Raw genomic sequence first — 13157 nt, 5'->3', positions numbered from 1 at the left:
GCGCGATAGCCGGATATCTGCTGGACCCGGGACAGGTATGGTCACTGATCGCGGTTGCGGATCTTCAAAGCGATGGTGGCGTCACGACCGGGAATTCCTGTGAGTATGCGGGCGGCAATGCTTGCGGACAAGCAACCCGTCGCCGTGGAGAAATAGGGCGCGGCCTTTTCCGCTGTCTTGGAGGAGCCAGAAGAGAGATCCGTCCAAGGCCATCATGTCGACTGTCCCGGATGCAACGATTTTTCCGTCTTCGTACACTTCGATCTCGTCGTTGCGGGAGAGCTTGGTCCAGTTGGGTACTGGTTCCAGTGACGGGGTTGTTGCTCGCGGCAGGGGGACGCGCGAATGCGTAGTCATGGGTGATCCTTGCAGTTGGCAGCTTTGGACATCAGCCGCGGGGACCCGGCAGGGCTCTCGCTGTTGAGACTTTGCTCCTCGAAGGGAGGGGTGGGCTGCATGCTCTGCGCCCCGGACTGACCGTCTGGACTCAGTTCATGCGGTTGCTCTTGTGGTGGCGGGTCAGTGCAGTGGGGCGGCGCGCGTTGCGAATTGGCGATGATCCCGGTGATCATCATTCGCCGCCCCACTGCGTCTTTCGGCCCGGGCCGAAATGGCCTGGGCGGCTATCGGCGGTTACTTGCTGTAGCCGAAGACCTTGTTCCACTTGGCGAGGTCTTCTTTGCCAAAGGTGGTGGCGTCGGTGTTTGGCATGCGGTAGACCTTGCCGGAGTCGACTGCAGGGAGCTGGACGCCCATGATCGTGGGGGGTTCAACATCGGTTCGGGCGGGGTATTCGCCGAGTTGGGCGAAGACCTTTTGTCCGTGCTTGGAAAGGTTGTAATTCATGAATACCTGGGCGGCCTCGACGTTCGTTGCTGAGGCTGCCATGCCGAGGTAGTAGTCGTAGGCGACGAGGCCTTCTTCCGGGACGATGAACTTTACGGGCGCTTTGTCCTGGACTGCGGAGATGTTGGTTCCGCTGACCGTTACGGTTCCTACGGCGACCTCGCCGCGGGCGAGGGCGGTGGCTTCGGCGCCGAGGGAGTCGTAGATGGTGGGTTTCTGTGCCGCGTACTTCTGGAAGTAGTCCGTGCCCATCTTTGTTTCCATGAACCGGTTCAGCGCCGCGGTGCTGCCACCTGAGCCGCCCTGGACGATGCCGAGCTTGCCCTGATATTTTCCGCTGACGGCGTCGGCCCAGGACTTGGGGGCGTCGGCCTCCTTTACCAGTTGGGTGTTGTAGCCGATGGTGTAGATGGAGTTGAACATCCGGGTGAACTGTCCGCCGTCGACCGAGACGTCCTCGAACTGCGCGGCGCCGGGGACGTCGTAGGTCTGCCAGACTTTGGCGTCCTCCAGGGACTTCGCGATCCGGTAGTCCGAGGTGCGGATCACGTCAGCCCCGAGCTTGCCGGCGCCCTGTTCGGACAGGACGCGTTCTGCGAGTTTGTTTGGGGTCAATCGCACGACGTTGACTTTGATGCCGGTGTCCTTGGTGAAGGCAGCGACGAGTGCGCTTTCGGATGACTCGGTGTAGCCCGAGTAGAGGCTCAGCGTCTGGGTTTTGGCCTTGTCATAGGTCGCCTTGTCCGTGATGGACTCGCCATTGATGACGAGCCCGTCGTCGGTTTTGACTTCGGCAGTGGCAGTGACGACGCTGCTGCTTTGGGGTGTCCCGCAGGCGGCCATGCCCAGGGAGAGAAGGACGCTTGCTCCGATCAGGGGGATTTTGGACGCTAACTTCATTGTGTAGACCCTTTCAACTGTTTTGGGTGGAGCAGCTCTATTTGATGGTGTCGAGCTTGCGGTCGGCGCCCACTTTTTGGGCGATCACGGCCAGCACGGCGATGACGACGATGTACAGAACGCTGACCGCGGCGGCGGATTGGCTTTGTCCGTTGTCGAAGTTGTCGAATACCAGAATCGAGAGGATCCGGGTATTGGATGTGAAGAGGAAGATTGAGGCGCTGAGCTCCCTCATTGAGAGCATGAGGAAGAGGAGGAATGAGGACGTGATGCCGACGCGCATGAGTGGAAGAGTGACGGAGATGATGGCTTTCGCCCGGCGGGCACCGAGCATGACGGCGCTGTCTTCCAGGTCCTGGTCCATTTGCAGCATCGAGGCCGAGATGCCGCGGTAGCCCTGGGGCAGGAAGACTGCCACACAGGCTATGGCGAGGATGGCCAGTGTTCCGTAGACAGGCACGGGCAGTAGCAGCCACGTCCAGAGCAGTCCGATCCCCATAACGATGGCGGGGACCGCCAGCGGGGTCATGGCTATCAGCTCGATGAGTTGGCCGCCGCGGGACTTGGTCCGGTAGCGGACGTAGGAGGCGACGAAGCTCAGCGTTGTCCCTGCCGCGGCGGCGAAAATCGCCACGAGGACGCTGTTGCGCAGAGCGAGCTGGAAATCGTGGGAGATAAGGACGTCACCGAGCTTGGAGAAGCTGAGCGCCCCGGTTTCAAAGAGCTGTGGAATTGAGGCGACGAACGGTGTGGCCTGCATTGAGGCTGTCAGCAGTGCAAGCATCGGAAGGATGACCGCGACCGCAAAGTAGGCCAGGGCGATGATGGTGAACGGCCAGCGCAGGTTCCGCAACGGTACTTGTCGGGGCCTGTTACCTTTTCCGGTCACGGTGGTGAACTTACGTTTGTTGATGATGCGCTGCTGAACGACGGTGATGATGAGCAGGGCTGCGGTCAGAACGATGGCGATGCTGGCTGCCTGGTTGCTCTTGGCCGGTGTCGCGTTCATCAGCCGGTAGATGTACGTGGGCAGTGTGTCGATGCCTGCCGGGTTACCGATCACTTGGGCGACGGGAAAGTTTTCCATGGTCAGGGCGAAAACGAGAATTGCTGACCCGAGGACAGCCGGCAGCGCCAACGGGAGGGTGACTGTCCGCAACATGGTCTTCAGTGTTGCCCCATGGACTGTCGCGGCTTCTTCGAGGTCCGCGTTCATCATGGACAACGAGCTGTGCATGAGGAGGAAAGCATACGGGGCGTAAAAAATGCCGAGTACGAAGATCAGGCCAGACAGGCTGTAGATGTTGATGACGAAGTCCACGCCCAGGTCCCGGAGCAGAATATTGAGGTAGCCGGCGCTGGGGGAGGAGAGCAGTGACCAGGCCAGGGCCCCGACGAGTGCCGGAATGAACATGGGAGCCATGCCGATGAAGAAGATGAACTTGCGCATCGGGGCGTCGGTGCGTGCACAGACGAACGCGAGAAACGCACCGATGATCAGTGCCACGACCGCTGAACCGGCGCCTACCATGAGCGAATTGCCGAGGGCTCCGAGGGCCTCGGGAGTGGCCAGGAGCACGAGGTTCTCAAGGGTCAGTCCGCCGAGGGAGATGTTTCCGGGGCGGGGAACTGCGTCCGAGAACGCAGCAAGCAGGACCAGCGCCAGCGGGAGCACTACCAGGACACTCAGTATTGCGATGATGATCATCGCAGGTGTGCTTTTGCGCAGATTTGCCAGTGCTTTGACGCGGCGGTGGCGTGCCGGTCCGGTGTTCCGTTCCCCGGCTGCGATGGTGGGGGCTGCCAGAGGCGTTTTGATACTCATACGAGCACCTCCGCGGGGAGGATCTGGACCTGACCGGGCTCGATGGTGACCCAGACGGAGTCCCCCACTTCGTGTTGTTCCCCGCGCTTGACCGTTCCGAGGGCGTCAAGTTCAAGACCGCTGTCCAGTTCGACGGCGTATCGGACATCGTTGCCCTGGAACCCGGCGACCATGACTTTCCCCTTCCACGCGTTGGCTGCAGTTTTGGGCTGGGCGCTGATCTGGAGGTCTTCCGCCCGCATGCATACCTTCATTTCCGGGGTGCCGGAGGGGATGCGTTGCGAGGAGTGAACAGTGAAGTCGTGTCCGGCGACCGTCGCGGACGAGGAACCGTCTCCGGCGGCGACAGTCTCGCAGTCCATGACGTTGGAGACGCCGAGGAAGTGGGCGATGGAGGCGCTGGCCGGCGTTTCGTACATCTCGCGCGGGCCTCCGATCTGAACGATCTTGCCCCCTTGCAGCAGGGCAATGCGGTCGGCCAGGGCGAAGGCTTCGTGCTGGTCGTGCGTCACATAAACGCATGTCAGGCCCAGGCGCAGCTGGATTTCACGAAGTTCGACGCGGAGTCTGTCACGAAGCCTTGCATCCAGGTTCGAGAGAGGCTCGTCAAGCATCAGCACGCTGGGGCGCATGACAAGGCTGCGGGCCAAGGCCACGCGCTGCATCTGCCCGCCGCTCAGAAGGCTGGCGCCACGCTCGGCAAATTTTTCCAGTCCGACCATCGTCAGGACTTCCGTCACGCGTTCCTTGACCCCTTTCTTGGAGAGTTTCTGCAGGTTCAGGGAATAGGCAACGTTCTGGAAGACGGTCATGTGGGGCCAAACGGCGTAGGACTGGAAGACCATGCCGACGTTGCGCTTATTGGGAGGCAGGTTAATGCCTTTTTCCGAATCAAATACGACGACGTCATCGATGATGATCCTGCCGGCGCTCGGCTCCTCCAAACCGGCCAGGCAGCGCATGGTGCTGGTCTTGCCGCAGCCCGATTGGCCCAGGAGTACCAGTGCCTCACCGTCTCCGATATCGAGGTTGAGGTTTTCGATGGCGACGAAATCACCGTATTTGAGTTGCAGATTCTGGATGCTGATTTTCATGACACGTCCTTGTGAATGTGAGGATCTCTCGCCCGGTCAGTCACCCGGGACGAGGACCGTTCCTTCGCTGATGACCCGGGCGGATCGCTGGAATGAGACTTTGGTGGGGGCTGGGGTGTTGAGCGCGGACCTGGTGACGCCGTTAAGCATGTGGATCACCAGGCCGTTGGGATCGCTCTGATGTTCCGGCCTGACGAGGTATTGGTCCACCACGGAACCTTGGCGCCCCGAGGCTGCGGCGACCGCTACTGCGCTGGTCAGGCCGATGGCGGGGTGCAGGGCGCCCATGGATATCATCCGCGCGGACACGCCGGTTTCGCCTGCAGGTGGGGGTCCGATGATTCCGACTTTGGGAATGGAGGTGAGGTGATCCGGGATGTTCATGAGTTTTGCGGCTGCGGCGCGAAGTTCAGGAGCCAAGTCGACCAGGTGCTGAAGGTCCTCCGCGCCTTCCTGGCCGGTCGCTCCTAGATCTCGGGAGTCGAAGAGGGCCGCTGGCGCCCCGGCATCAATCAGTGTTGCGCGGTAGGTGTTTCCTCTTAGGGTGACCTCGTCCAAGGGTTTGCCGCTGGGGAATTCGGCACCGAAGCTTGACCAGCTGTTCTGTTCGAAGATGATGTCCACCGGGACCCCGGGATAGTGCTGCCCTGGGAGCTGTCGCGCTCCATAGGCCGGGACCTGTCCGCCGGGAGTGGGAATCTCGCACACCAGGCTGAGCCCCGTGACCGTGTTGACGATCGTGACGCGGGAAACGTCCTCAGTCGGTAGGACAAGCCCCGCGTGCAGGGCATACAACCCGAGGCCGGTCGCGCAGTTGCCACAGTTGCTGTCCCACTCCACCGACGGGTTGTCGATGGCAATCTGGGCGAATCGATATTCGACGATGCCATTTGCAGCTTTTTCGTCGTCGACGATGATTGCTTTGCTGGTCGTGGAGGACGCACCGCCAACTCCGTCGATCTGGCGCAGGTCCGGTGAACCGAAGGTGCGGACCAGCAGCCGTTCCACCTCTGAAGTATCGGGCGGCAGGTCGCTTTGGCGGAATATCCAGCACTTGCTGGTTCCGCCACGGACGAGGGTCGCCGGGACCTGGGTCACCGAGCTTAACGACGCGTCCGATCCTCCTACGGCGACGGTGCCGGTTGGACTGGTCATGGGTACCTCCTATATGACGACTGGTGCGTGCGTACCGTCACTGCGACCTGTCGATTATTCAGTCAGTTGCGATACATTTTAGGTCGAATGTTCTCGCTTTCGCTTAAATGTATACCGTTTGGAGTGAGTGGGCAACGAAAATGTGGCTTGGGACACTCTCGTTACCAAAATGAGATCTTTGGTGAGTCGTCTAGAATGCGTCATGTCCACAGGCTGTCCTGAATGTATACCGCGTGTTAAAATATCCACGGGATGTATGGCGTTTGAACCAAGCTCGGCTTTATGTGCACAGCCATCGCCACCGTTGAAGAGGAGAACCTGATGAGCAATCCGGCACTGATGAGTCCGTACCTGATGATTCGAAACGCCATCATTGCCCAGGAGCTTCCACCCAGGGCCCAGCTGGTGGAAAATGCGTTGGCCAAAAAATACAGCGTGTCCCGCACTCCGATCCGCGAAGCGTTGCGCCGGCTCGAAACCGAAGGGCTCGTGGAGCGCATCGGCTCCCGCATGCAGGTCCGGGAGTACCGGCCCGAGGAAATGCTGGACCTGTACGAGGTCAGATCGTTCCTTGAAGAGGCTGCGGCGAAGACCGCCGCGCTGCGTCACACGGACATGGATCTCATGCTGATCGAACGTGCCCACCAAAGCATGGTCGATCTGAAGTTCGAGGAAGCCACCGCCGCACAGCTCGCCGCGGTCAACCGCACCTTTCACGAGCGCATCTGGGCTGCCAGCCACAGCGCGGCGCTGCTGGACCTGCTGGACCGCATCCTGGTGCACTTCATCCGTTATCCCGGGACCACACTCTCCACGCCTGCCCGCTGGAACCAGGTCCTCAAGGAGCACGAGGAGCTGGTTGCCGCTATCCGGGACCGTGATGCAGACAGGGCCGGGAGGATCGCCAGCGCCCACCTGGAAGTTGCAAAGAACATTCGCATCGAAATGTATATCGATGCGCAGGAGATCCCCGCTCCGTAGCGGCGCAGTCCATGCTGGCCGCCGTTTCATCGCACCGGCCTGTCCCAAGGGGGCGGGCGGCAGAACCACGTTCGAGCTAGAGGAGATTTACCATGTCCGGAATCATTATTGTCGGAGTCGACGGATCAGAGACGGCAATGCGGGCTGCCCGCACTGCAGCGGACCTGGCCGCAGGCATGGGCGCAACCCTGAATGTCGTGACGGCCTACGCTAGCGACAAGACCGAGGTGGTGGAAATAGCAGGCGAGGACTGGACGGTCTCTAATGCGGCCGAGGCCACAAAGGTTGCACAGCGTGTAGCAACCCAATTGGGAGCAAGCGGCGTCGCCACCACCTATACCGCCGCACTGGGAAGACCCCACGAGGTTCTCATCGCAGAAGCCGAGCGCCTGGCTGCAAAGCTCATTGTCGTCGGGAACCGCCGGATGCAAGGCCTGGGGCGGGTACTGGGCAGCGTCGCGAACACCGTCGCCCACAACGCGCCATGCGACGTATACGTAGCCAAGACCGACTGATCCCCATCACGGCCGCAGCAGCGGCCGCTCGTCCCGAAAATCTGCAGGGAGCCTGACCGCACACCGGTCGGGTTCCCTGCGCCCGTTAACCGTCATTCACGTCCAGGCACCGTACCTTGACCAGCAGAATACGACTGTATACAGTGGTATTCATACAACCGATGTGGAGGAACGAATGATGGACAAGATGGTTGACGTGCTGGTCGTTGGCGGCGGCAACGCCGGATTTACGGCCGCGCTGGCGGCGGCCGAGCGGGGACGCTCCGTGGTGCTGCTGGAGAAGGCCGTTCGAGACCTCGCGGGAGGCAACAGCTACTACACCGCCGGAGCCACCCGCATTCCGCATGGGGGTCTCGCCGACATCACCGACTTCATTGAGCCCGACGAACGACATTCCGCCACGGAGGTTCCCCCGTACATTGCGGAAGACTACCTCGCGGATCTCGAGAAAGTTTCAGAGGGCCGTAATGACCCCGAACTCTCCCGCGTACTGGTCGAAGAAAGCCATGGAACCCTACGCTGGCTCCAGCGGCAGGGCCTGAAATACCGGCTGATGTATGAACGTCAGGCCTACAGTCGGCCGGACGGATCATTTCTGTTTTGGGGCGGCCTGCACATCGGCAACGTCGGTGGCGGAAAAGGCTTGATGGAAGACCATAGGGAGGCCGCCGCCCGTGCCGGCGTTGCTGTTCGTTACGGTCACGCCGGGACCGGTCTGATCATTGACGGTGGACGTGTGGTCGGGGCCGGCTACCGGACTGACACGGGTGAAAGTGGAGAGGTACGGGCCCAATCTGTGATCCTGGCTTCGGGAGGGTTTGAGGCCAATCCGGAAATGCGTCGGCGCTACCTCGGCGAAGGCTGGCAGAACGCCAAGGTACGCGGAACTCCCGGCAACACCGGGGAAATGATTCTTGCTGCACTGGACGCCGGGGCAGCTAAGGGCGGGGACTGGTCTACCTGCCACAGCGTCGCGTGGGATGCAGGGTTTGCAGAGAACGAAAGCAACTTCGAACTGACCAATCAGTTGACCCGCGGCGGATACCCGTTGGGCATAGTCGCCAACCGAAACGGTGAACGCTTCATCGACGAAGGCGCTGACTTCCGCAATTACACGTATGCGCGCTACGGACAGGACATCCTCAACCAGCCAGGCTCCGTAGCCTTTCAGATATTCGACGCAACGACCCGCCCAATGCTCCGTGCGGAGGAGTACGACATGCCCGGGGTATCAGTGATGAGGGAAGATTCGCTTCCTGCCCTCGCGGCGAGAGCGGGTATTGACCCCGTGGTGCTGGAGCGCACGGTCGGTGACTACAACTCCCGGATCGACGCGACGAAACCTTTCGACCCCAACATCAAAGACGGCAGGGCATCCGGGGTGGAGCCGCGTAAGAGCAACTGGGCGCTGGCGCTGGACACGCCACCCTTCTACGCCTTCCCTGTCACCTGCGGGGTGACCTTCACTTTCGGCGGGCTTAAGACGGACACGTACGGACGGGTGCTGAACAGTGCAGGCAACCCGGTTCCGGGTCTGTTGGCGTGCGGGGAAGCCCTCGGAGGACTGTTTAGCGGCAATTACCCGGGCGGCAGCGGACTTGCCGCGGGTGCCGTTTTCGGCAGACGGGCCGGATCCGTAGCCTGAGACGGGGCCGGGGCCGGGTGCCGGCGACGGGAACGCGAACCGGCTTTTAGCCCGGGTGCCTGGTGGAAACGTCGTTGATGGCGGCCGCGGTCTCCCTCGGGTTGGTCAGCATTGCGCAGTGGTCGCCGCCGATTCTGACCAGGCGGGTCGCCGCCGGGAGGTTGGACAGCGACATGCGCATACGTCGTTCGGTATTTTGCCTGTCGTCTACCGGCCAGATATACGTCACTGGTATATCGGCCAGCGATCCGGCATAAAGGTCGGAAGGCTCGAAGTCGGAAGGCTCGAAGGGGGGGGCCGGCCGGTTGGGGAGTGAGACGGGAACGGATGGAGCGGGCCAACGGCGCGTCCGGAGCCAGTGAGGAGAGCCAGCGGGTGGTAACGACCTTCTCAGGCACGACATAGCTGCCGTCTCCGCGCTCCGCAGCAGACTCCTCATAGGCTGCCCGGATGCCGGGGTCCAGCGTGTCGGCCCAGGACTGACCGAAGGCTCGCGCTTGGGCGCTCAAGTACACCAGGTGCTTGACCCGGGTGGGCCGCTGCAGGGCCGCCGCGGCGATTGCTTGACCGGCCATGCTGTGGCTTACCAGGATCACCGGGGACGGGGCCGCGTCCACCTGCTCTACAACTGCCCTGACGTAGTCCGCGGCAGTAATTGAACCTCGCAGTGACTGGTCCTCGCCATGGCCTGGCAGATCGAACGCCACAGCCTCGGTTCCGTAGTGCGCGAGCTCGTCGATCGTCGATTCCCAGTACCAAGCGCCGAGCATACTGCCATGCACCAAAAGGACCCGTGGCGCCACCTCGCCCCCCTTCCGCCCTTCGTGGGCATTGCTGTTCGTCCGCTCCGGCCGTTCCGGAATGGATGCAAATGTATACTGCTGGTTACGCAAAAGGAATCCGGGCAACATGTAGTTTGGCAAAGGGCACCGAAAACTCGGCTAGGAGCATGGGTTGGCTATAGACAAGTCGGTATACAGCCGCTTGCGGGAGGACATCCTGAGTTCGGCCGTTTCCCCCGACGAGACCCTGACCGAGGTGAAGCTCACCCAGCGATACGGGGCCTCGCGCACGCCGGTACGGGAGGCCCTGCAGCGCCTGGAGCAGGACGGCTTACTGGAACGCCGCGGCAAGGCGCTTGCAGTGCGGACACACACGGCCGAGGAAATCGTGGACATTTACGAGTCCCGGATCGTCCTCGAAGAGGCAGCCGCATCCAAAGCGGCACGGAAGCGGACGGACCTGGACGTCAGAATGCTGCGGGCCAAGTTCGAGAGCATGCTTGATCTCGATCCCACCGAGGGGCAATCCCTCGCCGAAGCAAACAGGCAGTACCACACCCTTATTTGGGCTGCGGCCCACAGCCCGTCACTGGTGCGCCTGCTGACCGGCCTGGATCAGCAGGTTCGCCGATACACCCTGACGACGTTGACTTACCCGGGCAGATGGCCGGCGGTGCTTGCCGATTATGAGGCGCTGACAGCTGCCATCGAAAAGGGTGACGCGCAAGCGGCAGGTACCATCGCCGCACGACACATGAACGAAGCGTTGGAGATCCGGCTAAAGATGTACGCCGCGGACCCGGACCACCTGTAGACCGGCCCGATCTTTGAGTATAGGGCTGCGGATCGCCGGGGCGGGACGGTTACATGATGCCGGCGGGTACCAGCAGGGCCCAGGCGAGGGCCGGCGCCACCAGGACCACGCCCCCGGCGTAGGCCATCAGCTGCTTGTAGACGCGTTGCCTGTCGTCGTCGCGGGCGTTGGCGACGACGAGCGCACCGTCGGTGGAGAACGGCGAGACATCCACCACGGTGGCGGCGATAGCCAGCGCTGCGACCGTTCCGGAGGCACTCAGTGAACTGGTGGCCAGCAGTGGGCCGGCCAGGGGGATGAATGCGGTCAGCAACGCGGTGGAGGAGGCGAAGGCTGATCCTACGCCGATGACGTAGCAGAGGACCAGTGCGATGAGCAGCGGTGCACCTAGTGCCAGGGCCTGCTCGGCGAGGGTATCGATGACTCCTACGTGCTGGAGGAGGGAGACGTAGGTGATCATGCCGGCCACCAGCAGGACGGTGGACCAGGAGACGCCGCTGATGAACGTTTGATGTTCCTTGACGTTGACCAGCGCCAGCAGGAGTCCGGCGGAGAGGGCAACAAAACCGATCGGCATGTGGAAGCTCAGGGTGCACACGAGCATCACAGCGATCAGGGCCAGCGTGAGGATCTGCTGGCCGCGGGGACGGGTGGTGCGGGGGCCGTCGAGGTCAGCACGGTGGCCGCCTTCGCCGTCACGGAGCCGGCCGATGAGGGCGAACAGGACAGTTGTCAGTACGGAGAGAATGAGATTGAGGGCGAAGCTGGCCATGAAGAGTGCGCCCTGGGAGACGGGAAAGCCGTTCTTAAGGGCGATGTCGTGTACAAGCACGCCAGCTACGGACAGCGGCGAAAAGCCGCCCGCATGTGCTCCATTGATGATGAACGCGCCCATCAGTACGGGATGGATGCGGAATTCATAGGCGAATCCGATTGCCGCCGGTGCCAGCAGCGCGACGGCGGCCGGTGAGAAGGTGCCCAGTGAGGTCAGCGCCGCTGCGATCAGGAAGAACACCCAGGGCAGCAGCATCGTCTTTCCCCTGACGAGGCGCACGCAGTTCTGGACGATGATGTCGATGGTCCCGTTCCGCTGGGCCATGCTGAAGAAGTAGGTCACGCCGATGATCGTCAGGACGATGCTGGCGGGGAACTCCTCGAGGATCTGCTTGTCCGTCATGCCTAGCATGAAGTAGCCGACGCCGAAGGATGCGACCAGCCCCATCACGCCAATGTTCAGCGGCCACTTGGTGGCCACGACGAACATGACAACGAGGATGACGGGCGGGATGATCTGGACAGCGGTCATGGTGTGCTCCGGTTCCGCGGTGGCCCCTGGGGTGAAGATGTTCCCCCAGCACGAGGGCAATCAAAGCCAGGATCGCGAAACCGGCGGCCACCGCCATCAGTAGGATACGGCGGCGACGTGTGGGACGCTTGGGACCCTCGCCCCGCGTCTCGCCCGCAGCGGCAATGGTGCGGTCTTCAGTCTTGGTCATGATCGTCTCCTTAGCGTGTGGCTCCCGCGAGGGAGGCAGCGATGGCGCTGCCGGAAACCTCAGGGAGGTGGATGATGGTGCGGGCCGTGCGGTTGACGCCCACGAGGAGGCTCCCGTTGTGTTCCTCGCTCCGCGTCTCGATCACGCCTGCGGGGGGTGCGCATCCGGAGCGTGGTTCCCGCAGCGTCGCCAGTGATGCTGTTCATTACGGTGCCCGGGGTGCGGGCGGCGAGGGTCAGCGCGATGCTGCCGGTGATGGCCACGGCCGGATGCGGCCTGCCCATGGAAAGCATCATGACGTTGGCGTCGCAGCCGGGGTCGGCCTCGAAGGGGGCGGCCACGATGGCGAGCTTGGGGATCGCCCGGGCCGCTTCGGCGGTGGTGGGGGCCAGACCCATCCGGACCGCCGCCTGCCGCCGGACCTGTTCCAGGGTGTCCAGCTGGAGCTCCACCCCGGCGCGCCAGCTGTCGTACCGGGCCGGGTCCAGGCCCAGCTCTTCAGCGCGGAGCATCACCACCGGCGCTCCGGCGTCCACCATCGACACGGTCCACCGGGTACCGCCGGCGGTGATGGTGTCGGTTGCCGCCCCGGTGGGCAGCAACGCCCCTGTGGTCTTGCCGGCAGGATCCTGGAAGCCAACCCAACGGGGTAGCCAGGGAACGGTACGCCGGGCATCCGTGCGTCCGGAACCTCCGCCAGGGCGCCGTCCGGGGTGGCCATACGCTGGATGATGATCCGGCCAGTGTTGGTGTTGCGGGTGACGATCCGGGTGACGTCTCCAGTGGGCAGCACCCACCCCTTCTCGACGGCGTACAGGCCCACTACAGCTGAGCCGTTCCCGCAATTGCTGCCCCAGTCCACGGCGGCCTCTTCGATGCCTATCTGGGCGAAGGTGTACTCAACGTCAACGCCGTCGGCGCCGGGCCGGTGCAGGATCAGGGCTTTACTGGTGGTGGAGGTGGCCCCGCCCACGCCGTCGACCTGGCGGGGATCGGGACTGCCGAACAGCCGGGGCAGCAGCACATCCAGGCTGATGCCGCCCTCCTGCAGATGCTCCGCTTCGAACACCCAGCACTTGCTTGGGCCTCAGCCTTTTAACCACA

The 13157-nt window shown here is 62.6% G+C and carries 11 protein-coding genes and 2 pseudogenes; 4 read left to right on the top strand and 9 right to left on the bottom strand.

From position 1 onward, the window contains the following. Window positions 1-81: 81 nt before the first annotated feature. The 5 genes from FCN77_RS21800 to FCN77_RS21780 all read right to left on the bottom strand — a co-directional run bounded on the left by FCN77_RS21800 (window position 82) and on the right by FCN77_RS21780 (window position 5820). Window positions 82-357: a hypothetical protein gene (locus FCN77_RS21800; RefSeq protein WP_137323953.1), complete on the bottom strand. Its 276-nt coding sequence runs from the start codon at window positions 355-357 to the stop codon at window positions 82-84. A 276-nt stretch (window positions 358-633) separates the two neighbouring features. Continuing rightward, complete coding sequence (locus tag FCN77_RS21795; protein WP_137323952.1) at window positions 634-1746, bottom strand: ABC transporter substrate-binding protein; 1113 nt, start codon at window positions 1744-1746, stop codon at window positions 634-636. 37 nt (window positions 1747-1783) lie between these two features. Beyond that, window positions 1784-3571 (bottom strand): iron ABC transporter permease, encoded by a 1788-nt coding sequence (locus FCN77_RS21790; RefSeq protein ID WP_137323951.1) that lies wholly within the window; start codon window positions 3569-3571, stop codon window positions 1784-1786. Further along, window positions 3568-4665 carry an ABC transporter ATP-binding protein gene (locus FCN77_RS21785; protein ID WP_137323950.1) on the bottom strand — a complete coding sequence of 366 codons (1098 nt, stop codon included), beginning with the start codon at window positions 4663-4665 and terminating at the stop codon, window positions 3568-3570. Before FCN77_RS21785 ends, FCN77_RS21790 begins: the two co-directional genes overlap by 4 nt. Before the next feature lie 36 nt (window positions 4666-4701). Then, window positions 4702-5820 carry a PrpF domain-containing protein gene (locus FCN77_RS21780; RefSeq protein ID WP_137323949.1) on the bottom strand — a complete coding sequence of 373 codons (1119 nt, stop codon included), beginning with the start codon at window positions 5818-5820 and terminating at the stop codon, window positions 4702-4704. Window positions 5821-6102: 282 nt separating this feature from the next. On the opposite strand from FCN77_RS21780, the gene FCN77_RS21775 reads away from it, so the two are divergent. From FCN77_RS21775 to tcuA, 3 genes are all read left to right on the top strand, one after another. Next, window positions 6103-6801, top strand: coding sequence for a GntR family transcriptional regulator (locus FCN77_RS21775; protein WP_254678682.1), 699 nt, complete (start codon window positions 6103-6105; stop codon window positions 6799-6801). A gap of 92 nt (window positions 6802-6893) precedes the next feature. Beyond that, window positions 6894-7316: a universal stress protein gene (locus tag FCN77_RS21770; protein WP_137323948.1), complete on the top strand. Its 423-nt coding sequence runs from the start codon at window positions 6894-6896 to the stop codon at window positions 7314-7316. A gap of 175 nt (window positions 7317-7491) precedes the next feature. Further along, window positions 7492-8961 (top strand): FAD-dependent tricarballylate dehydrogenase TcuA, encoded by a 1470-nt coding sequence (gene tcuA, locus FCN77_RS21765; RefSeq protein ID WP_137323947.1) that lies wholly within the window; start codon window positions 7492-7494, stop codon window positions 8959-8961. A 46-nt stretch (window positions 8962-9007) separates the two neighbouring features. Here the strand turns inward: tcuA and FCN77_RS27430 are convergent, their stop codons facing one another. Both FCN77_RS27430 and FCN77_RS27840 read right to left on the bottom strand, forming a co-directional pair. Next, window positions 9008-9136 (bottom strand): hypothetical protein, encoded by a 129-nt coding sequence (locus tag FCN77_RS27430; RefSeq protein WP_302646255.1) that lies wholly within the window; start codon window positions 9134-9136, stop codon window positions 9008-9010. Window positions 9137-9233: 97 nt separating this feature from the next. Further along, a pseudogene (locus FCN77_RS27840) lies at window positions 9234-9731 on the bottom strand (alpha/beta fold hydrolase); the annotation flags it as partial. A gap of 184 nt (window positions 9732-9915) precedes the next feature. Between FCN77_RS27840 and FCN77_RS21755 the strand changes: the two are divergent. Continuing rightward, window positions 9916-10557, top strand: a complete 642-nt coding sequence (locus FCN77_RS21755) for a GntR family transcriptional regulator (protein ID WP_137323945.1) — start codon at window positions 9916-9918, stop codon at window positions 10555-10557. Window positions 10558-10606: 49 nt separating this feature from the next. Here the strand turns inward: FCN77_RS21755 and FCN77_RS21750 are convergent, their stop codons facing one another. Together FCN77_RS21750 and FCN77_RS21745 are read right to left on the bottom strand one after the other, a co-directional pair. Next, window positions 10607-11863 (bottom strand): SLC13 family permease, encoded by a 1257-nt coding sequence (locus FCN77_RS21750; RefSeq protein WP_137323944.1) that lies wholly within the window; start codon window positions 11861-11863, stop codon window positions 10607-10609. A gap of 200 nt (window positions 11864-12063) precedes the next feature. Then, window positions 12064-13122 (bottom strand): annotated as a pseudogene (locus tag FCN77_RS21745) (PrpF domain-containing protein). Between the last annotated feature and the right edge of the window lie 35 nt (window positions 13123-13157).

Origin of the sequence: Arthrobacter sp. 24S4-2 (assembly GCF_005280255.1) — a bacterium.
Taxonomy (GTDB): Bacteria; Actinomycetota; Actinomycetes; order Actinomycetales; family Micrococcaceae; genus Arthrobacter.
Note: the sequence above shows the minus strand (reverse complement) of the source record. Positions and strands in the feature narration are given on the sequence as shown.